The following is a 21,561-nucleotide window of genomic DNA, read 5'->3' on the forward strand; positions in this document are numbered from 1 at the left end:
GAGTTTGGCACAGGTTCCGGAAAATCTTTAAGGGAGGAAAACCAGATGCGCACCCGTGCCGCCGTCGCCGTCGCTGCCGGACAGCCTTTGCAGGTCATGGAGGTGAACCTCGACGACCCGAAAGAGGGCGAGGTCCTGATCGAGATCAAGGCCACCGGCATCTGCCATACCGACGAATTCACCCTGTCGGGGGCCGACCCCGAAGGCATCTTCCCCTCGATCCTGGGGCACGAAGGCGCAGGCGTGGTGGTGAAATGCGGCCCCGGGGTGAAGACGCTGAAGCCCGGCGACCATGTCATCCCGCTCTACACCCCCGAATGCCGCGAGTGCCCGTCCTGCCTTTCCCGCAAGACCAACCTCTGCACCGCGATCCGCGACACGCAAGGAAAAGGGCTGATGCCGGACGGGACGACCCGGTTCTCGATGCTGGATGGCACGCCGATCTATCACTACATGGGCTGCTCGACCTTTGCCAACCACACGGTCCTGCCGGAGATTGCGCTGGCCAAGGTTCGCGACGACGCGCCCTTCGACAAGATCTGCTACATCGGCTGCGGCGTGACCACCGGGGTCGGCGCGGTGCTGAATACGGCGAAGGTGGAGCAGGGCGCGACCGCTGCGGTCTTCGGGCTGGGCGGCATCGGGCTGAACGTGATCCAGGGCCTGAAGCTGGCGGGAGCCGACAAGATCATCGGCGTCGACATCAACGACGACAAGGAGGAATGGGGCCGCAAGTTCGGCATGACCCATTTCGTCAACCCGACCAAGATCGAGGGCGACGTGGTGAGCCACATCGTCGGCATGACCAGGACGCCTTTCGACAAGATCGGCGGGGTGGACTACTCCTTCGACTGCACCGGCAACGTCAAGGTGATGCGGGCGGCGCTGGAATGCACCCACCGCGGCTGGGGCCAGTCGATCGTGATCGGCGTTGCCCCGGCGGGCGCCACGATCGAGACGCGGCCGTTCCAGCTGGTGACGGGCCGGGTCTGGAAAGGCACCGCCTTTGGTGGCGCGCGTGGTCGGACCGATGTGCCGAAGATCGTCGACTGGTACATGGACGGCAAGATCGAGATCGACAGCATGATCACCCACATCCTGAAGCTCGAAGACATCAACAAGGGCTTCGACCTGATGCACGAGGGCAAGTCGATCCGGGCCGTGGTGGTGTACTAGACTTGACGTCCCCCATTGGCAGGCATATCTAGCTAGCTATCTGTCTAGCTGGATAGCTGCCATGTGGACGCTTCAAGACGCCAAGAACCGCTTTTCCGAAGTGGTGGATTCAGCCCTCGCCGGTACCCCACAGGAAGTCACCCGGCGCGGCAAGCCCGCCGTCGTGGTCCTTTCGGCCACGGAATACACGCGGCTTGTCTCTCAGGCAGGAAAATGCCGGGGCAGCTTTGCCGATCACCTCCTGTCCTTCCCCGGGGAAGACCTCCCCCGCGCCGAAGTGCGGCCTCGCGACGTCAGCCTGTGATCTACCTTCTCGACACCAACGTCGTGTCGGCCTTCCGCCGTCCCGACCGCGCGCCGCATGTTGTGCGGTGGCTGGCGGACAAGCCGGACAACAGCCTTTATCTCAGTGTCGTCACCCTGGGCGAGATTGAACGCGGCATCGCCCAGCAGACCCAGCGCGATCCGTCATTCGCACAGGACCTCCGCAGTTGGCTCGACCGTACCATGCTGCTTTTCGCCGACCGCATCCTGCCCTTCGACGCCGATGCCGCACGCATCTGGGGCCGTCTTTCCGCCCGGATCGGCAACGCGGGCGCCGACCTGCAGATCGCCGCCACTGCCATTTCCCGAGACGGCACCGTTGTCACCGGCGACCGTGCCTTCCTTGCGACTGGCGCGCGCGTCGTCTCCCCATTCCCCGAACCGCTTCTCTGACCTCGCCATGTCCTCCACCCCCGCCCTTCGCATCCTTGCCGCCCTTGGCATCACGGTCGAGCTGCATCCCTACGCCTACGACCCGAAGGCCGAGGCCACCGGACTGCAAGCCGCCGAAGCGCTGGGGATCGACCCTGCGGTCATGCTCAAGACCCTGATGGTCGAGGTCGACGGCAAGCCCGCCTGCTGCGTGATCCCGTCCAACCGGCAACTGTCGATGAAGCGCGTCGCCAGCGCCTTCGGGGGCAAGTCCGCAGCGATGATGCCCGCGCCCAAGGCCGAGAAGCTGACCGGTTACCATGTCGGCGGCATCTCGCCCTTCGGCCAGAAACGCGCCGTCCCGACGGTGATCGAGGCCACCGCCTGCACCGCCCCCCGCGTCTGGATCAACGCCGGGCAGCGCGGGCTCCTCCTGTCGCTTGTCCCCGAAGCCGCGATCACCGCCCTGTCCGCAAAAGCCCTGCCGCTGATCGCCTGACGCTTTCCGCTTCCCCCGACGATGCGGTTCAGCGACAAAGGGACAACCCGGAGGCCCCATGCCCGCAGATCCCCGCTCCCCCCGCCTGGCCGTCCTGATCGACGCCGACAACATCCCCGCCCGCCACATCGAGGCAGTGCTGGACGAAATCGCGGGTCTGGGCGAACCCTCGGTCCGCCGGGTCTATGGCGACTGGTCCTCGCAAGCGCTGGCGCAATGGAAGGATAAGGCCCGCAGCCTTGGCCTCGTCATGCACCAGCAGTCGGCCAACACCAAGGGCAAGAACGCCTCCGACATCGGCCTTGTGATCGACGCGATGGACATCCTGCATCTGGGCAAGGTCGACGGCTTCGTCCTTGTCTCCTCGGACAGCGATTTCACCCGGCTCGCCTCCCGCATCCGCGAGGACGGGTTGCAGGTCATCGGCGTGGGCGAGAAGAAGACGCCGGAATCCCTGCGCAACGTCTGCAACCGCTTCATCTTCCTGGAGAACCTGACCACTGCCCCGGAACCGGCGACCGATGCCCCAACGCCTGCGAAGCCCGCCAAAGCCGAGAAGGATGCGCCGTCCAAAGCCATTCCGCTGATCCTCGCGGCAATGAAGAAGATCGGGGTCGAGGAGGATGCCTATTCCCTTGGCCAGCTTGGCAACGTGCTGGTGCAACTCTACCCCGACTTCGACAGCCGCAGCTACGGCAGCCAGAAACTGTCGGACCTCCTGAAGCGCACCGGCCGCTTCGACGTGACCAAGGGCGAGGGAAACCGCCTGATCGTCCGCGACAAGGCCTGATCGGGGCCTAGAAGATCGTCGCCAGCCAGTCCGCGAAAGCGTCCACCGCCGGGCGCCTTGGGCCCTTGGGCAGGATCACGGCATAGGTCACGACCGGCAGTCCTTCCAGCGGCAGCCGGACCAGCCGCCCGGCCTCCAGGTCCGCCCGACAGATGATCTCCGTCGCCAGCATCGCGCCCAGGCCCTGGCGACAGGCCGACATCTCCAGATGCGGGCTGCCGACCTGCACCCGGTTCAGCCGCGAGGGGTCGATCCCGGTCGCGCTTAGCTGATCGGTGTCCCAGGGGCTGTCGCCGCCGATGATCCAGGGCAGCGCCTGCAGGTCAGGCCGCCCGCGCGCCACCAGCGAGGGCGCACAGACCGCCAGTAGCGGGATCCGTGCCAGCGGACGGACTTCCTCGCCCGGCGGGTCGCTCCAGCCGTCCGACAAGGCCCGGATCGCCAGGTCGAACCCGTCGCGATGGATGTCGGCGCGCGCCGGGCTGGGCGACATCGCCACCTCGATCCCCGGATGCCGGGCCCAGAACTCGGGCAGGCGCGGCATGACATGGGTCTCGGCGATGAAGGTGGTCGTGGCGACCCGCAGCACGCGCCGCGCCTCGGCCTGACGCAGCGAAGCGATCCCAGCGGCCACGGTGCCGAAGCCTTCGTCCAACGCGCGGGCAAGCTTTTCTCCCGCCCCGGTCAGGCCCACCGTCCGCCCCGCCCGCCGCACCAGCGGCACGCCCAGCTCTGCCTCCAGACCCCGCACGGCTTGCGTCACCGCGGCGTGGGTGACGTTCAGCACCCGCCCCGCCTCGGCAAAACTGCCGCTGCGGGCGGTAGCATCAAAGGCCCGCAACATCGACAGCGAGGGAAGGTCACGCCAGCGCGACATGTAACTTCAACTTTCGTCCCGTGGAAATTCCTGAGTCGCAGTATCGCCGGTTTTCAGGCATTACCATAAGGCAATCTTGATCTGGAACGAAAGCCATGTACGGCGTCAACCTCGACCTCCTCCACATCGCCCCGCCCTGCCCTCATGCGCAGCACCGGGCCGAGCATCTGGCCAACCTGCGCGCGGCGCGTCGTCAGCGCTGGTCTTCCGCCCTGGCCCGCCTGACGGCATGGGCCGCGCCAAAATCACAGGTTCCGGTGCAGGCGCCCTGCCGGTAAGGCGCGACGTCTACTCCACCTCGACCGTGACCCAGGTCTCGAAACAGACGCCGTTGGCCAGCGCCATCACACCGATCGTCGCCCGCCCGCCAAGCCCGCGCTCGCGCCCGAAGACCTCCAGGAACAGGTCCGACAACCCGCTGGACACCCTGTGGACCTCCTCGAACTCCGGCGTGCAGACGACGAAGTTCAGGCTGCGGACAATACCCTTCACCCGGTCCAGCGATCCCACAGCTTGCCGGATACCGCCCAGCACGTTCAGCCCGGTCCGCCGCGCCGCCTGATAGCCCTCCTCCACGGTCACATCCGCGCCAAGGCGGCCCTTGTGGGTGATCTCCACCCCGCGCTGCGCCACATGGCCGGAGAGGAAGAGCAGGCTTCCCACCCGGTGATAGGGCTTCATCGTGCCGTAGTCGGCGCCGTAATAGCCGTCACGGTCGAAGTCGGGGATGTCCAGGCCCATCTGGATCGCAAGCAGTTCGGGGGCCAGTCGTTCGGGTGAGGTCATGCCGGTCTCCTTCCCGGGCCACTCTGCCTCGGCGACCTGATTCGGTGCCATGGTAAATCCCTGATGTGCCAGACGCGCGTATGGCCGGATTCCATACGCCATCCAGATGGAAACCAGACCGACGGACAGCCCAAAGGCAGACCATTTAATCTAGCGTTCGCAATGGGTTAAACCGCAGCGTGCGGCGCCGAACCGCATCTCTCTCGAAATCTGCATTCATTTGTCGCGGGCCGATCCCTACCTTCCCGGCCAAAGGAGCCTCTCATGACCCCCATCTCTCTCGGCCTCGACACCTTCGGCGATGTCTCGGTCGGCCCGGACGGCCAGCCGCAAAGCATGGACCGCGTTTTGCGCGAGGTGCTGGACCAGGCCACGCTGGCCGACGAAATCGGCATTGATTTCATCGGCTTGGGCGAACACCACCGCCCCGATTTCGCAATCTCCTCGCCCGAGATCGTGCTCGCCGCCATTGCCGGGCGCACCCGTCGCATCAAGCTTGGCACCGCCGTCACCGTGCTGTCGACGGATGACCCCGTCCGCGTCTTCCAGCGGTTCTCCACGCTCAACGCGCTGTCGAACGGGCGTGCCGAACCGATCCTCGGGCGCGGGTCGTTCACCGAAAGTTACCCACTCTTCGGCCACGATCTGCACGATTACGACCAGCTTTTCGAGGAACGCCTGGACCTTTTTGCCAAACTCCTGCGGGAAAGCCGCATCACCTGGTCGGGTGAAACGCGCAGCCCCTTGGAAAACCAGCAGGTTTTCCCGCCCCTGGGTCAGCCGATGACGGTCTGGGTCGGCGTCGGCGGCTCGCCCGAAAGCGTGGTCCGCGTCGTCCGGCAGGATCTGCAACTGATGCTCGCGATCATCGGCGGCGATGCCGCGCGCTTCGCGCCCTACGTCGACCTCTACCATCGCGCCTGCGCCGAGCTTGGGAAACCCCTGCGGCCCATCGGCGTCCATTCCCCCGGTTTCGTCGCGGAGACGGACGAGGCGGCGCAGGAGGCACTCTGGCCGCACTATGCCGAGATGTTCGGTCGCATCGGCCGCGAAAGGGGCTGGCCCCCGGTGACGAAGGACCGCTACCTCGCCGAGGTGCACCACGGCGCGCTCTATGTGGGCAGCCCCGAGACGGTGGCGCGGAAGATCGCGAAGACGGTGAAAACCCTGGGACTCCAGCGGTTTGACATGAAGTACTCGACCGGACCCGTGCCGCATTCCCGGCTGATGGAGTGCATCCGGCTTTATGGTGAGCAGGTGATTCCGATGGTGCAGGACATTTTGGCCGACCAAGCCGCGTAGGGTGGGTGCCAACCCACCTTACTCCAGCGAATACCCCAGATGTAGCGCCCCTCGCTTCTCTGCCAACATCATCTGGCGGTGCCGCTCCCGGAACCGTTCCCGATCCGCTGCGGAATACTCCTCCACGCACGCCCGGCAGCAGACGCCTTCCTCATAGACGGCAGCCGCCTGATCCTCCACCGTCACCGGCCTCCGGCACGCCCCGCAGACCTTGAGACCCCCGGGCTGCAAGCCGTGCCCGACCGAAACCCGGTCGTCAAAAACGAAGCACTGTCCCTGCCACAGGCTGTCAGTCTCGGGCACATCCTCCAGATATTTCAGGATGCCACCCTTCAGGTGGTAGACCTGGTTAACCCCTTGCCCCAGAAGGTAATTCGTCGATTTCTCGCAGCGGATGCCTCCGGTGCAGAACATGGCGATCCGCTTGCCCGCGAACCTTTCCCGGTTGGCCTGCCACCAGTCGGGAAACTCGCCGAAGGCCCGCGTCCCGGGGTCCACCGCGCCCTTGAAGGTGCCGATGGCAACCTCGTATTCGTTCCGGGTGTCGATCACCACCGTCTCCGGGTCGCTGATCAGCGCGTTCCAGTCCCGGGCCGCCACATAGTTGCCGACCCGTGCCAGGGGGTCCACGTCGGGCTGGCCCATCGTCACGATCTCGCGCTTGAGCTTCACCTTCATCCGGCCAAAAGGCATTGAATCGGCGAAGCTTTCCTTCCATTCCAGCCCTTCGCACCCCGGCAAGGCCCGGATCGCGGCCAAGGCGGCGTCGATCCCTTTGCGGGTCCCCGCAATGGTGCCGTTGATCCCCTCTGGTGCCAGCAGCAGCGACCCCCGCACGCCATGCGCCTCGCAAACCTCCAGGAGCCCCGGCTTCAGGGCGGCGGGGTCGGGGAAACGGGTGAAGTGATAGAGCGCGGCGACGGTCAGCATGGCCCCCCTTTGCGCCGAACGCCCCAGAATTTCAAGCGCTTCGCTTGACGCACCCCGCCCCCGCACTTACGCAAGGAGAGTGACCCCGGAGGAGGCCGCCATGAGACCCGCAACCGACGCGCTGATCGTGATCGACGTGCAGAACGACTTCTGCCCCGGCGGTGCGCTTGCCGTGGCAGAGGGCGACGAGATCATCCGCCGGATCAATGGCTTGATGGGAGAGTTCGCGACCGTCGTCCTGACGCAGGACTGGCATCCGGCAAACCATGCCTCCTTCGCCGACAACCATCCCGGCGCCGAGCCATTCACGCTGATCCAGATGCCCTACGGCCCGCAAGTCCTGTGGCCCACCCATTGCGTGCAGGGCAGCAGGGGCGCCGAATTCCACCGAGATCTGCGCACCGACCCGGCGCACCTGATTGTCCGCAAAGGCTTTCGCCCCGAGATCGACAGCTATTCCGCCTTCTTCGAGAATGACCATGTCACGCCCACGGGCCTTGACGGCTATCTGCGCAGCCGGGGGGTGACGGCGGTCACTCTGGTCGGCCTCGCCACCGACTACTGCGTCGCCTATTCGGCGCTCGACGCGGCGCGGCTGGAGTTCAAGGCCACCGTGCTGGAAGGCGCGACGCGGGCCATCGACCTGAACGGCAGCCTGTCAGAGGCGCGGGACAAGATGCGCGCGGCCGGCGTCGCGCTGGAGGCCTGAGAGCATGGATATCGCCACCCGCGTCTGGGACCACAAGTGGAAGATCGACCCGATCGTGCGGTCGCTGATCGACACCGACTTTTACAAGCTATTGATGTGCCAGTCAATTTTTCGGAACAAGCCGGACACGAATGTCGTCTTCAGCCTGATTAACCGCTCCACCAAGGTGCGGCTGGCTGACCTGATCGACGAAGGCGAGTTGCGCGAGCAGCTGGATCATGTGCGGACGATCTCGCTTGCCCGCGGCGAAAGCACCTGGCTGCGCGGCAATACCTTCTACGGCAAGCGGCAGATGTTCCGCTCCGATTTCATGGAATGGTTCGAGGGCCTGCGCCTGCCCGCCTATCACCTGGAAAAGCGCGACGGCCAGTTCGAGCTGACCTTCGAGGGCCGTTGGCCCGAGGTGATGCTGTGGGAAATCCCGGCGCTTTCCGTGCTGATGGAATTGCGCAGCCGGGCGGTTCTCGACAGCATGGGCAAGTTCGAGCTGCAGGTGCTTTACGCCCGCGCGATGACCCGGCTGTGGGAGAAGATCGAGCGGTTGAAGAAGATCGACGGGCTGCGCATCGCCGACTTCGGCACAAGGCGGCGGCACGGGTTCCTGTGGCAGGACTGGTGCGTCCAGGCGATGCAGGAGGGGCTGGGGGCGAAGTTCACCGGCACTTCCAACTGCCGCATCGCCATGCGCCGGGACATCGAGGCCATCGGCACCAACGCGCATGAATTGCCGATGGTCTACAGCGCCCTGTCCAATTCCGACGAGGAGCTGCGCCAGGCCCCCTACCGCGTCTTGGCCGACTGGCAGGAAGAGCATGACGGCAACCTGCGGATCATCCTGCCGGACACCTATGGCACCGAGGGGTTCCTGAAGAACGCTCCGGACTGGCTGGCGGGCTGGACCGGAATCCGCATCGATTCCGGCGATCCGGCGAAGGGGGCGGAAATCGCGATCCGCTGGTGGAAGGAGCGGGGAGAAGACCCGACGAAGAAGCTGGTGATCTTCTCGGATGGCCTCGACGTCGACACGATCGAGATGCTCTACGCCCAGTTCAACGGGCGGGTGAAGGTGTCCTTCGGCTGGGGCACGATGCTGACGAACGATTTCCGCGGGCTTGTGGCGGGCGATGCGCTGGCACCGTTCAGCCTGGTCTGCAAGGCACTGTCGGCGAACGGGCGGCCGACGGTCAAGCTCTCGGACAACCCTGCCAAGGCGATGGGGCCGAAGGACGAGGTCGAACGCTACAAGCGTGTCTTCGGGGTGGGCCAGCAGGAGGTGCAGGAGGTCCTGGTCTGACGCCCTCAGACGCCGATGAACAGCTCGCCGATCCCGTAGAACACCGCGCCCATGATCGCGGCGGCGGGGATGGTGATGACCCAGGCCCAGACGATGCGGCTGGCAAGGCCCCAGCGCACCGCATGGACCCGGCGGGCCGAGCCGACGCCGACGATGGACGAGGTGATCGTGTGCGTGGTCGAGACAGGCACGCCCAGGTAGGTCGCCGCGAACAGCGTCAGCGCCCCGGCGCTTTCGGCGCAGGCACCCTGCATGGGCGTCAGGCGGGTGATCTTCGACCCCATCGTATGCACGATGCGCCAGCCGCCCAGCATGGTGCCGATCCCCATCACCGTGAAGCAGGACAGCACCACCCAGGCCGGGACGGTGAATTCCTTATAATAGCCGTTGGCGTAGAGAAGGACCGCGATGATCCCTGCGGTCTTCTGCGCGTCGTTCGAGCCGTGGCCGATGGAGTAAAGCGCCGAGGTCAGAAGCTGCAACTTGCGGAAGATGCCGTCGGTGCGGGCCGGGTTGGCGCGGACGAAAAGCCAGCTGACCAGCACGACGAGCAGGATGCCGAGGACAAACCCGGTGACGGGCGACAGGACGATGGCGATCAGCGTCTTCGACAGGCCCGCCCACTGGATCGCCGGGAAGCCCGCCTTGGCAACCCCCGCGCCGATGATGCCGCCCACCAGCGCGTGCGAGGAGGAGGAGGGGATGCCCAGCCGCCAGGTGATGACGTTCCAGACGATAGCCCCCATCAGCGCCCCGAAGATCACCGCGTTCGTCACCATGTCAGGGTCGATCAGCCCCTTGCCGATGGTCGAGGCGACCTTGGCCTCGAAGCCGAAATGGTGACCGATGAAGTAGGCGGCGAAGTTGAAGAAGGCGGCCCAGAGCACGGCCACGAACGGCGACAGCACCCGGGTCGAGACGATGGTGGCGATGGAGTTGGCGGCGTCGTGCATCCCGTTCAGAAGATCGAACAGGAAGGCGATTCCGATCAGGAAGACCAGCAGGAAGGTGATGGTGCCGCCGTCCATCAGACGTGCTCGATCACGATGTCGCTCATCACATGAGCCACGTCCTCGAAGCGGTCGCAGACTTTTTCCAGCCGGTCATACAGCTCGGCCCCGATCACGAAGTCCAGCGCCTGGTCCTTCGGCGTGGCCTTGAACAGGTCCTTGAGCCCGGTGTCGTACATCTGGTCCGACTGTTCCTCGATCCGGCTGATCTCGCCGACCATCTGGTGCAGGCGGCCGGAGTTCGTGCCGATGTCGCGCATCAGCGGCAGGGCCTCGGCGACGATGTTGGACAGCAGGATGATCCGGTCGCCCATCGCGCGCATGTTGGGCTGGAAGCTGGCGACATCGTAAAGCCCGACGGTCTTGCCAGTCTTGTTCATCTGGTCGATGGCATCGTCGAGCGAGGTGGACAGCGCCTTGATGTCGGAACGGTCGAAGGGCGTGATGAAGCTGCGGCGGATCGACTGCATGACCTCGTAGCTGATCTGGTCGGCCTCTTCCTCCTGCGTCGACAGTCGGGTGCATTTGTCGGCCGTGTCGGCGCCGCCGTCGAGGATCGCCCGCAGGGTCAGTGCCGCCTCTTGCGCCTTCTTGGCCTGGGCCTCGAACAGGTCGAAAAAGTTGTCCGACCGCGGCATGATGGCCTTGATGATCTTGAACATGGCGTCTCTCCCGCGTGGACCTGCGTTCAGGCGCAGCGACTAGCCGTTCACAAAAGTTTTGGCAATCTGTTACGTCACTGTCAGGGCATCCCAAGGACCTGTCCGGCAAGCGAGATCGCCCTTGCCAGATGGCTTTTGTGAACAGGGTCATCAGGTTGAAGGCGCGGCATCGTCCAGCCGACCGAGGACAGTGCCCGGGCCAGCGTGAAGGCCTTGACCATGTCCTGGTCCCCTGTGCCGTAGCCCGCCATCAGGGCCGCGCGAATCTGCGGCTGCTCCGGGTGCTGGAACGTCTGGACCAGCGCAGTGCCAAGATCATGCAGGCGGAAACCAAAACCGCTGTCATCGAAGTCGATCAGGGAAACCGAACGATCGTTCACCAATACGTTCTCGCGCAGGACGTCGGCGTGGATCAGGCCGCTGTCGCCCGCCAGCCTCTCGCGCAGGGCGTCACGGGCGCGGACCAGCGTGGCGCGCTGGTCGGAGGTGGCGGCGGGATGCTCCCAGAACCGGCCCCAGAGCGGGGTGTCGCCGACCAGACCGTCCAGGTCCCAGCGCGGGCGGGTGAAGCCGTCGGGCAGGGTAAGGGCGTCGGTCGTGCGATGCACCCGGGCCAGAAGCTGCCCGAGGGCGTGATAGGCGTCCAACACCTGTGGTAACGGTCGGTTGAAGGGCTTCGCCGCCTCGCCGAGGGCCTCCCCCGCCATCCAGGCAATCGCCGAGGCGTGACGTCCGTCGGGCAGCCTCACGAGAAGCGCACCATCCAAGGCGGGAAGGGCGGCCGGGACGGGCAGTCCGGAGCGGGCCAGTTCCGCGCACCACCAAAGTTCTGACCGGATCGCCGCCGGGGACTGGTAGCCCGCACGGTGCAGGCGCAGTGCGGCGCGGTCGCCCGAGGGAAGGCCCATCTCAAACACATGGTTCTCGCGGTCGCGCAGGGTGCGCAGGACGTGGGCGCCCCAGGCCTTTGCGGCGGTTTCGGCGGCGGTCACTCCTCGTCGCCCACCTTGCCGCGCAACGCCTTCACTTCGCCGCGCTGGGTCTTGGCGGCAACGCGGCGACGCTGGCTGCCGAGCGTGGGCTTGGTGGCGATCCGGCGCTTCGGGGCGACCAGCGCGGCACGGATCATCTCCACCAGCCTTTCGCGCGCGATGTCGCGGTTGCGCGCCTGGCTGCGCGTTTCGTCGACCTGCAGGACGATGGCGCCTTCGGTCGTCCAGCGTCGCCCGGCCAGCTTCTTCAACCGCGCCTTCACCCCTGGCGCCAGATGCGGAGAGCGTTCGGCTTCGAAACGCAATTCGACGGCGGTCGAGACCTTGTTGACATTCTGTCCGCCGGGACCGGAAGCGCGCATGAAGCTTTCGGACAATTCCCATTCGGCAATTGCAAGGGTGTCGGTGACGTGCAGCATTTCGGGATTTCAATCAAAGAGGCGAAATAGAGAAAGGGTTGCCCTGCTCAGGCAACCCTTTCCGAGATCCAAGGAGATGGGCCAGTTAGGCATCCAAATCCAATCGGTGGTTTATTTCCCAGGGGCTGCCCTTAGAAAATACGCCTCCCGACTGTCCCGACACCTCTCTCCAATATCACTCTAGACACTGGATCACCTCCTTTCAAAAAGTTGCCGATAGGGGGAGCGTGACACAGATTTTGTGTTTGTCAAAACAATTTACGCAACCCTTGTGGCAAGCCTCGCGAGTGCCAATCGAAATGGCAACAATGCCACCACGGCGAGCAGAAGCTTCACCAGCCAGTCACCAACCGCCAGGGAAACCCAGAATGGCGCTTCGGGTCCAAGGCCCAGAAGCGGCGCGGGCTGGGTTGCCCAGGAGACGTCGACGCCGGGTTCCAGGAAGGTCAGCGCGGCGGAAAAGGCGATGGTGAAGAAGATTGCGGTGTCGAGGGTAGAAGAGATCACCGGCGACACCAGCGGCGCCTTCCACCACAGGCCCCGGCGGAAGCGGTTGAAGACCGCGATGTCCAGAAGCTGCGCCGACAGGAAGGCCGCGCCCGAGCCGAGCGCGACGCGCAGCGTGACAAGCGGTCCGAACTCGCCCTGGATCCTGGTGCCGATGAAGGAACAGAGGATCCCGGTCAGGAAGCCGGCCAGCACCACCTTGCGGGCGGCGGCGGGGCCTTCGAAGCGGTTGACGATCTCGTTCACCAGGAAGGCGAAGGGATAGGTGAAGGCCCCCCAGGTCAGGAAGGCCCCGAGTGGATATTGGACAAGGATGTTCGAGGCGACGACAATGATCGCCATGGCGATGACGCCAGTAAGAAGGATGCGCATTTGGCTTTCCGTTTTGACAAGGTCGCGGAGACTTGGCCCCCACCATGAGGGCGGGGGCGGCCTAACCTGCCGTCACATGCGAGTCAACCTAATCCGAGGCGAGCACGCCTTTGCACTGCTTCGGCAGGTCGGCCATGGTAAAGTCGCGCGGGCCCTTCTTCTTCGGCGGGTCTTCTTCGTCCTTGGGTTTGTTCGGGTCGGCCTTCGGCGGATTCAGGTAATCCGTCACCCACCACATCAATGTCTCGTCGCAGCCGTCGCCGCCTTTCGACAGCTCGGCGACCGTGGGGCTTTGCGTCTCGCACAGGCGCGCGCCCTTGGGGCATTTCAGGCGCACGTGAAAATGCGTGTCATGGCCCGCGATGGGGCGGATCTTCTGGAGCCACTTCTTGTCCTTGGCCTTGGCGGTCCTGCACATCTCGATCTTCACCGCTGCCGCGACGAAGATGCGGTCGACGCGCGGGTCCAGCGCGGCCCGCTTCAGCAGTTCGCGGTGCACCTTGGTCCAGTATTCCGTCACCGACCGCTGGTCGGCCGACCGCACCGGGATCGAGCTGATCTCCTCGCGTTCCGCCTCGGTCAGGGTCAGGCTGCGCGGGGGCAGCATCCAGATGTCGGCGTCAAGCCCGATCTGGTGGCTGGCATGGCCCGAGGTCATCGGCCCGCCCCTCGGCTGGCTGATGTCGCCGATGTAAAGCCCCTTGCCAAAGCCGATGTCGCGCGCGGTGGCCGACAGGTCCATGAGGAACTGGATCATCGCGGGCTGGCCGAAGTTGCGGTGTCGAGACAGCCGCATCGCCTGCCAGGTGGGGCCGGTTTCCGGCAGCTCCACCAGCCCCGCCGCGCAGCCCTTGGCATAGGAACCGATCGGCATGGAATCCTGGTTCGACGGCGCCCCCATCGCGCCGAAAAGCTTGTTCGCCAGTTTTTCCGCCTGGGCAGGAGCCGCCAGCAGAAGCGAGACAAGGAACACGCGGTTCAGGGTCATGCGGGCATCTCCCCCTTGGGTCGGACCCAGATCAGCAGAATGAGGCCGATCAGGAACAGCAGGATGATTGGCGAAATCCCCAGCCGGGCACTGCCGGTCAGGGTGGTGGCGGCGGTGATCAGGGCGGGGGCGACGAAGCTTGTCACCTTGCCGGACAGGGCGAACAGGCCAAAGGCCTCGGTCGCGCGGTCGGGGGTGGTGTGGCGCAGGACCATGGTGCGGCTCGCCGCCTGCAAGGGGCCCCCCGCCGCGCCGATCAGCCCGCCGCAGATGTAGAAGATGATGTCGGGCATCGACGAGGCTTCATCCAGCGGAATGCCCCAGACCTGCTCGCGATCCATCCCCACGATGACGGCACAGACGGCCAGCAGGACCATAAGGCAGCCGGTGATCACCGGCTTCGGCCCGAACTGCGCGTCCAGCCGCCCGCCGACCCAGCTGGCCAGCATCGCCGTCACCCCGCCGAGGATGCCGAAGACCCCGATCTGGGTGATCGACCAGCCCAGCACGTTCGAGGCATAGACCCCGCCGAAGGCATAGATCCCGGTCAGCGCGTCGCTGTAGGCCAGCGCCGAGCCAAGGTAGGCCGCAAGGCTGCGCCGGTATTTCAGGCTGCGGATCGTCTCTTTCAGGCTGGCCAGTGCCCGGCCGATATGTAGCGACCCGGCCCCGCCATGCGGCTCGCGCACCCACAGCGCGAAGGGGATCATGAACACCACGAACCAGATCGCCGCGAAGGGGCCGACGAAACGGGTGCCCTCGCGCGCCTCGGTGTCGAAGCCGAAGATCGGGTCGATCCCGATCAGCGTCTTGCCGGTATCGGCGTTGTCCGCAAACAGTGCCAGCATCAGGAACAACGCAACCAGTCCCCCGAGGTAGCCAAATGCAAAGCCCGAGCCCGAGATGCGGCCGATATCGTCGCCTTCCGCCAGCGAGGGCATCAGCGCGTTGGTGAAGATCGTGGCGAATTCCATCCCGATCAGACCGATGCCAAACAGTATTGCCCCGCGGCGCAGCATGTCCAGTTCGGCCCCGGGGGCAACGTACCACAGGCTCCAGGCGCCGATCACATAGAGGACCGAGAAGAGCCAGACCCAGACCAGCCTCCGCCCGGTGCCCTGCGCGACGGCCCCAAGAACCGGGGCCATGCAGGCGATGATCAGCGAGAAGCAGGCATACCAGAAGCCCCAGAGGCTTTGCGCGGCAGCTTTCGCGGCCTCTTCGTCAATCCCCGTTCCCATATAGTAGCCGCGGGCGACTTCCGCGAAATAGGGGCCGAAGATGAAAGTCAGCAAGAGGGTGTTGTAAGGCTGGCTGGCCCAGTCGAAGAAATACCAGCCCCAGATCCGCTGCCGTGCCGTCGCCATGCCTGCCCCCTGTTTTTTAAGCGAAGTGAACCCGGAAATGGGCTTCGGCGCAAGGGAAGGCTGTGCGGGGCTCGCCCTCGCCTATCGCGCGGGCGGCCAGGGTCGGGTCGCCTCGGCGGCGATCCAGGCCCTGACCCAATCCGGCAAGGCGGGGCTGTCGACCGGCACCCCAGCCGCCTTGGCCATTTCGGACGGCGGCACGATCCCCGCCTTCGACACGATGGCCGACCGGATCAGCGCCTGCGAGGTACAGTGCGCCCCCCTCCACATAGACTGCTCCATGTAGAGGAACCGCTCGTCCCAGCCGAGGCAGCGGCTGTAGGTGGTGATCCGCGAGAACACCGTCACCCGCTTGCGGTAGCGCACGCTGGACCCGGCGACCGTCATCCCCCAGCCGTTGGCGATCAGGTGCCGGTGGATGCCGGTGCGCGACCCCAGGGGCAGGCGGCCCAGGTCGTAGAGCGTCAGCGTGCGCCCGTTGTTCAGTTCAACCCAGGGGTCGAGGTCCCAGGGCCAGCACAGGTGATGGCTGACATGGGTGTCGAAGAGGCCGAGCGGCGGCATCCGCCGGGCCCGGGCCAGTTCCTTGAACATGCGCAGGAAGGGGTACATCGTCGGCTCCGGTATTGCCTCCCGGGTCGTGGCGCGGCGTTCACCCTTCGTCAAGCAGAACGCTGCGGAAGGCATTGCCCTTGCCGCGCCCTGCCGCTACCTCTGGCGAAATCCTGACGGAGTGCCCGATGACATCGCTGTACCAGATCCTCATGCTGATCCTGAGCGTGGCAAAGTTCTTCGTCTTCGCGCATTTCATCATGAGCTGGCTGATCAGCTTTCAGGTCCTGAACATCCGTCAGCCGCTGGTGCAGCAAGTCTGGTACGGCCTGAACCGCCTGCTCGAACCGCTTTACGCGCCCATCCGCCGCATTCTTCCGGCCATGGGCGGGCTGGACCTGTCGCCTCTGGTGGTCCTGATCGCGATCTATGCGCTGCAGATCATCCTGACCAACAACATCGCCGTCTTCCTGTAGCTCCGGGGCGCGGTCGCATGGACGGCGCAGCCGGGCTTCTGCATTCGGTCTTCGGCTTCCCGGACTTCCGCCCTGGCCAGGCCGAGATCGTGCAGTCGGTACTCGAAGGACGGAACACACTGGCGATCCTGCCCACGGGCGGTGGCAAGTCGCTGTGCTTCCAGCTGCCCGCCCTCTGCCGCGACGGGGTGACGGTCGTCATCTCTCCCCTCATCGCGCTGATGCGGGACCAGGTGCGTGCGCTGAAGGCGGCGGGGGTGGAGGCCGGGGCTCTGACCTCGGGCAATACGGAAGAGGAGACGGAAGAGGTCTTCGCCGCCATCGACGAAGGACGGCTGAAGCTCCTCTACATGGCCCCCGAGCGGCTGGCTTCGGGCGGGGCGCTGGCGCTGCTGCGGCGGGCGAAGTGCAGCCTGATCGCGGTGGACGAGGCGCATTGCGTGTCGCAATGGGGCCACGACTTCCGCCCGGACTACCTGCGGATCGGCGAGTTGCGCCGTAGCTTGCGGGTGCCGCTGGCCGCCTTCACCGCCACGGCGGACGAGGAGACCCGGGCCGAGATCGTCACGCGCCTGTTCGACGGCGAGCCCCCCGTCACCTTCCTGCGCGGCTTCGACCGGCCGAACATCCACCTGGCCTTCTCGGTCAAGGACAAGCCCCGCGAGCAGATCCTGCGCTTCGCCGCCGCCCGGCGGGGGCAATCCGGCATCGTCTACTGCGCCACCCGGTCGAAGACCGAGACGCTGGCGCAAGCCCTGCGCGAGGCGCGGCATGAGGCGGTGGCCTATCACGGCGGGATGGAGCCCGACGAACGCCGCCGGGTCGAGACCCGGTTCCAGCGCGAGGACGGGCTTATCGTGGTGGCGACCATCGCCTTCGGGATGGGGATCGACAAGCCCGACATCCGCTGGGTCGCCCATGCCGACCTGCCGAAGTCGATCGAGGCCTATTACCAGGAAATCGGCCGCGCCGGGCGCGATGGCTCGCCCGCCGAGACGATGACCTTGTATGGCCCCGACGACATCCGCCTGCGCCGGACCCAGATCGACGAGGGGGCCGCGCCGCCGGACCGAAAGGCTGCCGACCATACCCGGCTGAATGCCCTCCTCGGGCTGGCCGAGGCCTTGAGCTGCCGCCGTCAGGTCCTGCTCGGATACTTCGGCGAGGCGGCGGAGCCCTGCGGCAACTGCGACCTCTGCGACCGCCCGGCGCTTCTGTTCGACGCGACCGAGGCGGTGCGGAAGGCGCTGTCGGCGATCCTGCGCACGGGCGAGTGGTTCGGGGCGGGGCATCTGATCGACATCCTGACCGGGTCTGCGACGGCAAAGGTTCGCGAGCGGGGGCATGACCAGCTGCCGACCTTTGCCGTGGGCCGCGACCTGTCGAAACCCGCCTGGGGCGCGGTGTTCCGGCAGATGATGGGCCGCGACCTCGTCCGGCCCGATCCTGACCGCCACGGCGCGCTCCGGATGACCGATGCGGCCCGGCCGGTCTTGCGGGGCGAGGCCTCGGTGACGCTGCGGCGCGACACGGTGGTTGCGGCAGGGGAGCGGGAGCCGGTGGTCCGGGCGCAGGTGGCGGAGGAGGATGCGGGGCTTTTGGCCCTCTTGAAGGCGAAGCGGCGGGCGCTGGCCGAGGCACAGAACGTGCCGGCCTATGTGGTCTTCCCGGACAGGACGCTGATCGAGATGGCGGAGAAAAAGCCCGGCAACCTGGACCAGATGGCGGGGATCACCGGGGTCGGGGCGAAGAAGCTGGAGAGCTACGGGGCGGCGTTCCTGGAAGTGATCACCGGGGCTTCGGAGGGGTTGCACCCGGCCCGGATGCGACTGGTCGGGCGGCCGGAGGGGGCGCTGTTCGACCGGCTGGCGGCGGTCCAGCTTGAACTGGCACGGGGGCAGGACGGGACGGGGAAGTATCTCAGCTGCACCCATTCGACGCTGCGGGCCATCGCGGAGCGGCGGCCTTCGACGTTGGGGGAGCTGGTGGGGATTCAGGGGATGGGGGAACAGAAAGTGGAGCGGTTCGGAGAGGCCTTCCTGGCGGTGCTGCGGGCGGGGTGAGGCGGAGTGTCCACGGTGGACATTTCGAGATACCTGTTTATTTTCATTATGTTGATTGTGGGCGTTAGCGGTTTGTTAGGGGGATGGTTAGCGCAAGGTTGGCGAGCGCCAGCCAAGTTGAGCGCTGGTGCACGGGCCTTTCATCTCGCCTCTGGCCTGCGGTCAACTGGCTCGGGTGTTGCCACCCACAGTGAGAAGGCCGGGCCGCAGCGGAGGGCCAAGCGGCGGTTGCCTCCGGCGGGGATATTTTGGCCAGTATGAAAGACATGCCTCGCTAGGGGCGGGGTGCCGGGGCCGGAGGGGTGCAATGCGCTAGCTTGAAGCGCCAGCGGCAGCCGGTAGTGCCTCCGGCGGGGATACTTGGGCAAAGATGAAAGGCCGTATGTCTGGGGGAAGACGGACCCGCGTTTGATCTCCTGCGAGCGCGGCCGCTGCGGGGGTGCTGGTGGCGCGAACACTCAGTTCACGGGGTCGGAGGCGCCGCCGGGAAGCGGTCAGGCGGCGTTCTCCGCGTGGGCGGCGACGGGTGGGCGGGCCTCGGGCGGGCGGTACTCGGCCAATGCGCCCTCGATTGCGGTCTTGCGCAGGGGCTTCGTGAGATAGCGGTCAATCCCGGCGGCGAGGATCGCCTCGGCGTCGCCCTCCATTGCGTGCGCGGTCAGCGCCACGATGGGAACCTTCGAGCCCATCGCGCGGATGGTGCGGGCAGCCTCTTTCCCGTCCATCTCGGGCATCGAGATGTCCATGAAGATCAGGTCGGGCTGGAAGCTTGCGAACAGGTCCACCGCGAGGCGGCCGTTGTCGGCGAAGCGCAGGTCGATGTCCATGTCGCGGACCATCTTCTGGAAGACGAGCTGGTTGGTGCGGTTGTCTTCGGCCGCCAGCACCCGCATCTGGCGCAGGTCGGTGGGAACCGGGGCGACCTGCGGGCCGGTTTCGGCGAGGGCGGGGGCGGTCAGGCCCTGCAGGTGGCGGTAGAGATCCGAGCGCAGGATCGGCTTCTGCAGGATCGCCGCGAAGTCATGCGCATGGTTGCCAAGGCCGGTGGGGTTCGATGACAGGAGCATCACGGGCAATTCGTGGCCCGCCACGCGGATCAGATCCAGAAGCTGGACCCCGTCCATCTCGGGCATGGCATGGTCGGTCAGCACCACGTCATAGGCCGGGTCGGCGGCGAGCCGTTCCAGCACTTCGGCGCCGGACCGGCAGAGCGTGACCTCGATCCCGCAGGGAGTAAGCTGGCGTTCCAGGATGGTGCGGTTGATGAACTGGTCATCGACCGCGATGACGCGTTTCACCGCGACCGGAACCTGCACCGGCGCCGCATCCTCGGCCACCGGCAGGGTGACGCGGAAGCCGAAGCTGGAGCCCTTTCCGGGTTCGCTGTCGACCCAGACGGCACCCCCCATATGCTCGATCAGGCGACGGGTGATCGCGAGGCCAAGGCCGGTGCCTTCGAACTTGCGGTTGCGCTCATCCTCTACCTGGTTGAACTCGCCGAAGATGTGGTCGAGGTAGTCGGGCGCGATACCGATGCCGGTGTCTTCCACGGTGACATGCAGGGTCTGGGTGCCCTCGCCCTCTTCGACGCCGACGACGCGGGTCAGGACATGGCCCTTGTCGGTGAACTTCACCGCATTGCCGATCAGGTTGGTCAGCACCTGGCGCAGGCGACCGGGATCGCCGACGAAGCGGGTGGGCAGGAACATGTCGAAGTCGATCATCAGGTCGATGCCCTTTTCCCGCGCGCGGGGCTGGAGGAGCATCGTCACCTCATGAATGGTGCGTTCCAGGTCGAACGGCTCGGGCCGCAGCGTCAGGCGTTCCGCCTCGATCTTGGAATAGTCGAGGATGTCATTGATGATGACGAGAAGTGCCTCGCCCGAGGAGCGGATGGTCTCGGCGAAGAGGCGTTGTTCTTCCGACAACGCGGTGTCGCAGAGAAGTTCCGCCATGCCGACGACCCCGTTCATCGGTGTGCGGATTTCGTGGCTCATGTTGGCGAGGAAGGCCGACTTGGCGCGGTTCGCAGCCTCGGCCGCCTTGCGCGCGGCTTCGAGTTGCGCCTGCTGGTCGCGGATCGCGGTGATGTCGGTGCGCAACCCGACGCGCCCGCCGTCCGGGGTGACGTGGTCGGACTCGATGATCACCCGGCCATTGGCGAGAGTGTTCTCGGCAATGGTGTCGGCGGCGCGGAAATGCGCCAGGCGATCGGCGAGCCAGTCTTCCTCCCTCCCCACGGCCTCGGGGACATGGCCGTTCTTCAGGCCATGGCGGAGAAGGTCCTCGAAGGTGACGCCCGGCTGCATGAGCGAGGCAGAGTCAGGGAACATTTCACGGTAGCGCCGATTGCAGGCCAAAAGTCGTTCCTCCCGGTCAAAAAGGACAAAGGCATCGGGCAGCACGTCGATGGCGGCCCAGATGCGCATCTGTTCGGTGATGTCGATGGCAAGCGAGACCAGATCGCCATCGCGGGCGCGCCGGTCCTGGAGCTTGATCCAGATGCCGTTGCGCAATTTGAGAGTGACGGGCTCGATCGGGTCACAGTCGACCCGGGCGCGCATGCGGGTGATGAAAGCCTCCGGCGGCTCCTCGCCGAGGTCGAGCACGGTGCGGGCGAGGATGGCGAGCATCTCGTCGTAGGGCAGGCCGGGAGCGACGGGCTGGCCCTCGAACCAGGAGAGAAAGGCCTGGTTGGCGGTGGCGAGATTCATCGCGGGATCGAAGACCGCGAACCCGTCGCGGACGGTGTTGATCGCGTCCCAGAGGCGGCGTTCTGCCATGACGGCGGCGGTATGGGCGCGGTCGAGATCCTCGACAAAGCGCAGGTTCTGGTCTTTCAGCGTTTCGGCCTGGAAGAGCGCGGACTTCACCACCTGGCGCTGTTCGACGATCTGGTCGGAGAGGGACCGGGCATGGATGGCCAGCTTTTCGTTGGCGGCGAAGAGTTCGCGGCTTTTCTGTTCGAGGAGGCGTTCGGCCGCAAGCCTTGCACGGCGTTCCCTGACCAGACGTTCCGAAAGATCCATGCTTCCCAGCCGAGGTTCTGCGCGGTGTCGGCAGGGCCAACATCCGGTTTTCGCGACTAGCCTCG

23 protein-coding genes are annotated in these 21,561 nt (G+C 65.9%); 11 read left to right on the plus strand and 12 right to left on the minus strand.

The features are described from left to right. The first annotated feature begins 45 nt into the window (after positions 1-45). The 5 genes from JNL31_RS16075 to JNL31_RS16095 all read left to right on the plus strand — a co-directional run bounded on the left by JNL31_RS16075 (position 46) and on the right by JNL31_RS16095 (position 3,161). A complete protein-coding gene (locus tag JNL31_RS16075; RefSeq protein WP_294975378.1) occupies positions 46-1,176 on the plus strand; it encodes an S-(hydroxymethyl)glutathione dehydrogenase/class III alcohol dehydrogenase in 1,131 nt (376 codons plus the stop codon). 61 nt (positions 1,177-1,237) lie between these two features. After that, positions 1,238-1,480: a type II toxin-antitoxin system Phd/YefM family antitoxin gene (locus JNL31_RS16080; RefSeq protein WP_294975381.1), complete on the plus strand. Its 243-nt coding sequence runs from the start codon at positions 1,238-1,240 to the stop codon at positions 1,478-1,480. Further along, entirely contained in the window at positions 1,477-1,893 is a 417-nt protein-coding gene (locus tag JNL31_RS16085; protein ID WP_294975383.1) for a type II toxin-antitoxin system VapC family toxin, read from the plus strand. Before JNL31_RS16080 ends, JNL31_RS16085 begins: the two co-directional genes overlap by 4 nt. A 7-nt stretch (positions 1,894-1,900) precedes the next feature. Beyond that, entirely contained in the window at positions 1,901-2,371 is a 471-nt protein-coding gene (gene ybaK / locus JNL31_RS16090; RefSeq protein WP_294975385.1) for a Cys-tRNA(Pro) deacylase, read from the plus strand. Between the two features lie 58 nt (positions 2,372-2,429). After that, positions 2,430-3,161 carry an NYN domain-containing protein gene (locus tag JNL31_RS16095; protein ID WP_294975388.1) on the plus strand — a complete coding sequence of 244 codons (732 nt, stop codon included), beginning with the start codon at positions 2,430-2,432 and terminating at the stop codon, positions 3,159-3,161. Between the two features lie 7 nt (positions 3,162-3,168). Here the strand turns inward: JNL31_RS16095 and JNL31_RS16100 are convergent, their stop codons facing one another. Further along, positions 3,169-4,038 carry a LysR substrate-binding domain-containing protein gene (locus JNL31_RS16100; protein ID WP_294975390.1) on the minus strand — a complete coding sequence of 290 codons (870 nt, stop codon included), beginning with the start codon at positions 4,036-4,038 and terminating at the stop codon, positions 3,169-3,171. A gap of 95 nt (positions 4,039-4,133) precedes the next feature. On the opposite strand from JNL31_RS16100, the gene JNL31_RS16105 reads away from it, so the two are divergent. Then, entirely contained in the window at positions 4,134-4,316 is a 183-nt protein-coding gene (locus JNL31_RS16105) for a hypothetical protein (protein ID WP_294975392.1), read from the plus strand. 10 nt (positions 4,317-4,326) lie between these two features. On the opposite strand, the gene JNL31_RS16110 is transcribed toward JNL31_RS16105, so the two are convergent. Next, a complete protein-coding gene (locus JNL31_RS16110; protein WP_294975395.1) occupies positions 4,327-4,875 on the minus strand; it encodes a RidA family protein in 549 nt (182 codons plus the stop codon). 213 nt (positions 4,876-5,088) lie between these two features. On the opposite strand from JNL31_RS16110, the gene JNL31_RS16115 reads away from it, so the two are divergent. Beyond that, entirely contained in the window at positions 5,089-6,126 is a 1,038-nt protein-coding gene (locus tag JNL31_RS16115; RefSeq protein ID WP_294975398.1) for an LLM class flavin-dependent oxidoreductase, read from the plus strand. Between the two features lie 18 nt (positions 6,127-6,144). Here JNL31_RS16115 and JNL31_RS16120 read toward each other — a convergent pair whose 3' ends face one another. Beyond that, positions 6,145-7,056 carry a rhodanese-related sulfurtransferase gene (locus JNL31_RS16120; RefSeq protein WP_294975400.1) on the minus strand — a complete coding sequence of 304 codons (912 nt, stop codon included), beginning with the start codon at positions 7,054-7,056 and terminating at the stop codon, positions 6,145-6,147. A 100-nt stretch (positions 7,057-7,156) separates the two neighbouring features. On the opposite strand from JNL31_RS16120, the gene pncA reads away from it, so the two are divergent. Then, positions 7,157-7,765 carry a bifunctional nicotinamidase/pyrazinamidase gene (pncA, locus tag JNL31_RS16125; protein ID WP_294975403.1) on the plus strand — a complete coding sequence of 203 codons (609 nt, stop codon included), beginning with the start codon at positions 7,157-7,159 and terminating at the stop codon, positions 7,763-7,765. A 4-nt stretch (positions 7,766-7,769) separates the two neighbouring features. Then, a complete protein-coding gene (pncB, locus tag JNL31_RS16130; protein ID WP_294975406.1) occupies positions 7,770-9,059 on the plus strand; it encodes a nicotinate phosphoribosyltransferase in 1,290 nt (429 codons plus the stop codon). Between the two features lie 5 nt (positions 9,060-9,064). Here the strand turns inward: pncB and JNL31_RS16135 are convergent, their stop codons facing one another. The 8 genes from JNL31_RS16135 to JNL31_RS16170 form a co-directional block, all read right to left on the minus strand. Continuing rightward, positions 9,065-10,087: an inorganic phosphate transporter gene (locus tag JNL31_RS16135; protein ID WP_294975409.1), complete on the minus strand. Its 1,023-nt coding sequence runs from the start codon at positions 10,085-10,087 to the stop codon at positions 9,065-9,067. Further along, the gene (locus JNL31_RS16140) at positions 10,087-10,731 is read right to left on the minus strand and encodes a DUF47 family protein (protein WP_294975412.1); all 645 of its coding nucleotides are present in this window, start codon (positions 10,729-10,731) and stop codon (positions 10,087-10,089) included. Before JNL31_RS16140 ends, JNL31_RS16135 begins: the two co-directional genes overlap by 1 nt. Positions 10,732-10,811: 80 nt before the next feature. Further along, a complete protein-coding gene (locus JNL31_RS16145) occupies positions 10,812-11,723 on the minus strand; it encodes a phosphotransferase (protein WP_294975415.1) in 912 nt (303 codons plus the stop codon). Next, positions 11,720-12,142, minus strand: a complete 423-nt coding sequence (arfB, locus tag JNL31_RS16150) for an alternative ribosome rescue aminoacyl-tRNA hydrolase ArfB (RefSeq protein WP_294975418.1) — start codon at positions 12,140-12,142, stop codon at positions 11,720-11,722. Before arfB ends, JNL31_RS16145 begins: the two co-directional genes overlap by 4 nt. Before the next feature lie 258 nt (positions 12,143-12,400). Continuing rightward, positions 12,401-13,021 carry a queuosine precursor transporter gene (locus JNL31_RS16155; protein WP_294975420.1) on the minus strand — a complete coding sequence of 207 codons (621 nt, stop codon included), beginning with the start codon at positions 13,019-13,021 and terminating at the stop codon, positions 12,401-12,403. Between the two features lie 88 nt (positions 13,022-13,109). After that, positions 13,110-14,009, minus strand: a complete 900-nt coding sequence (gene mepA / locus JNL31_RS16160; RefSeq protein WP_294975423.1) for a penicillin-insensitive murein endopeptidase — start codon at positions 14,007-14,009, stop codon at positions 13,110-13,112. Continuing rightward, positions 14,006-15,376 carry an MFS transporter gene (locus tag JNL31_RS16165; RefSeq protein WP_294975426.1) on the minus strand — a complete coding sequence of 457 codons (1,371 nt, stop codon included), beginning with the start codon at positions 15,374-15,376 and terminating at the stop codon, positions 14,006-14,008. Before JNL31_RS16165 ends, mepA begins: the two co-directional genes overlap by 4 nt. Before the next feature lie 81 nt (positions 15,377-15,457). Further along, the gene (locus JNL31_RS16170; protein WP_294975429.1) at positions 15,458-15,988 is read right to left on the minus strand and encodes an acyl-CoA thioesterase; all 531 of its coding nucleotides are present in this window, start codon (positions 15,986-15,988) and stop codon (positions 15,458-15,460) included. Between the two features lie 128 nt (positions 15,989-16,116). Between JNL31_RS16170 and JNL31_RS16175 the strand changes: the two genes are divergently transcribed. Then, a complete protein-coding gene (locus JNL31_RS16175) occupies positions 16,117-16,404 on the plus strand; it encodes a YggT family protein (RefSeq protein WP_294975432.1) in 288 nt (95 codons plus the stop codon). 17 nt (positions 16,405-16,421) lie between these two features. Next, complete coding sequence (gene recQ / locus JNL31_RS16180; RefSeq protein ID WP_294975435.1) at positions 16,422-18,467, plus strand: DNA helicase RecQ; 2,046 nt, start codon at positions 16,422-16,424, stop codon at positions 18,465-18,467. A gap of 494 nt (positions 18,468-18,961) precedes the next feature. On the opposite strand, the gene JNL31_RS16185 is transcribed toward recQ, so the two are convergent. After that, positions 18,962-21,496, minus strand: coding sequence for a response regulator (locus JNL31_RS16185; protein ID WP_294975438.1), 2,535 nt, complete (start codon positions 21,494-21,496; stop codon positions 18,962-18,964). Positions 21,497-21,561: the final 65 nt, after the last annotated feature.

Origin of the sequence: Tabrizicola sp., from assembly GCF_016792905.1 — a bacterium.
In the GTDB taxonomy this organism is placed as follows: domain Bacteria; phylum Pseudomonadota; class Alphaproteobacteria; order Rhodobacterales; family Rhodobacteraceae; genus Tabrizicola.

Excerpts from the sequence above, each read along its gene's own strand:
- JNL31_RS16075 (WP_294975378.1), top strand. The coding sequence starts at position 46 with ATGCGCACCCGTGCCGCCGTCGCCGTCGCTGCCGGACAGCCTTTGCAG.
- JNL31_RS16080 (WP_294975381.1), top strand. The coding sequence starts at position 1,238 with ATGTGGACGCTTCAAGACGCCAAGAACCGCTTTTCCGAAGTGGTGGAT.
- ybaK (WP_294975385.1), top strand. The coding sequence starts at position 1,901 with ATGTCCTCCACCCCCGCCCTTCGCATCCTTGCCGCCCTTGGCATCACG.
- JNL31_RS16095 (WP_294975388.1), top strand. The coding sequence starts at position 2,430 with ATGCCCGCAGATCCCCGCTCCCCCCGCCTGGCCGTCCTGATCGACGCC.
- JNL31_RS16100 (WP_294975390.1), bottom strand. The coding sequence starts at position 4,038 with ATGTCGCGCTGGCGTGACCTTCCCTCGCTGTCGATGTTGCGGGCCTTT.
- JNL31_RS16105 (WP_294975392.1), top strand. The coding sequence starts at position 4,134 with ATGTACGGCGTCAACCTCGACCTCCTCCACATCGCCCCGCCCTGCCCT.
- JNL31_RS16110 (WP_294975395.1), bottom strand. The coding sequence starts at position 4,875 with ATGGCACCGAATCAGGTCGCCGAGGCAGAGTGGCCCGGGAAGGAGACC.
- JNL31_RS16115 (WP_294975398.1), top strand. The coding sequence starts at position 5,089 with ATGACCCCCATCTCTCTCGGCCTCGACACCTTCGGCGATGTCTCGGTC.
- JNL31_RS16120 (WP_294975400.1), bottom strand. The coding sequence starts at position 7,056 with ATGCTGACCGTCGCCGCGCTCTATCACTTCACCCGTTTCCCCGACCCC.
- pncA (WP_294975403.1), top strand. The coding sequence starts at position 7,157 with ATGAGACCCGCAACCGACGCGCTGATCGTGATCGACGTGCAGAACGAC.
- pncB (WP_294975406.1), top strand. The coding sequence starts at position 7,770 with ATGGATATCGCCACCCGCGTCTGGGACCACAAGTGGAAGATCGACCCG.
- JNL31_RS16135 (WP_294975409.1), bottom strand. The coding sequence starts at position 10,087 with ATGGACGGCGGCACCATCACCTTCCTGCTGGTCTTCCTGATCGGAATC.
- JNL31_RS16140 (WP_294975412.1), bottom strand. The coding sequence starts at position 10,731 with ATGTTCAAGATCATCAAGGCCATCATGCCGCGGTCGGACAACTTTTTC.
- arfB (WP_294975418.1), bottom strand. The coding sequence starts at position 12,142 with ATGCTGCACGTCACCGACACCCTTGCAATTGCCGAATGGGAATTGTCC.
- JNL31_RS16155 (WP_294975420.1), bottom strand. The coding sequence starts at position 13,021 with ATGCGCATCCTTCTTACTGGCGTCATCGCCATGGCGATCATTGTCGTC.
- mepA (WP_294975423.1), bottom strand. The coding sequence starts at position 14,009 with ATGACCCTGAACCGCGTGTTCCTTGTCTCGCTTCTGCTGGCGGCTCCT.
- JNL31_RS16165 (WP_294975426.1), bottom strand. The coding sequence starts at position 15,376 with ATGGCGACGGCACGGCAGCGGATCTGGGGCTGGTATTTCTTCGACTGG.
- JNL31_RS16170 (WP_294975429.1), bottom strand. The coding sequence starts at position 15,988 with ATGTACCCCTTCCTGCGCATGTTCAAGGAACTGGCCCGGGCCCGGCGG.
- JNL31_RS16175 (WP_294975432.1), top strand. The coding sequence starts at position 16,117 with ATGACATCGCTGTACCAGATCCTCATGCTGATCCTGAGCGTGGCAAAG.
- recQ (WP_294975435.1), top strand. The coding sequence starts at position 16,422 with ATGGACGGCGCAGCCGGGCTTCTGCATTCGGTCTTCGGCTTCCCGGAC.
- JNL31_RS16185 (WP_294975438.1), bottom strand. The coding sequence starts at position 21,496 with ATGGATCTTTCGGAACGTCTGGTCAGGGAACGCCGTGCAAGGCTTGCG.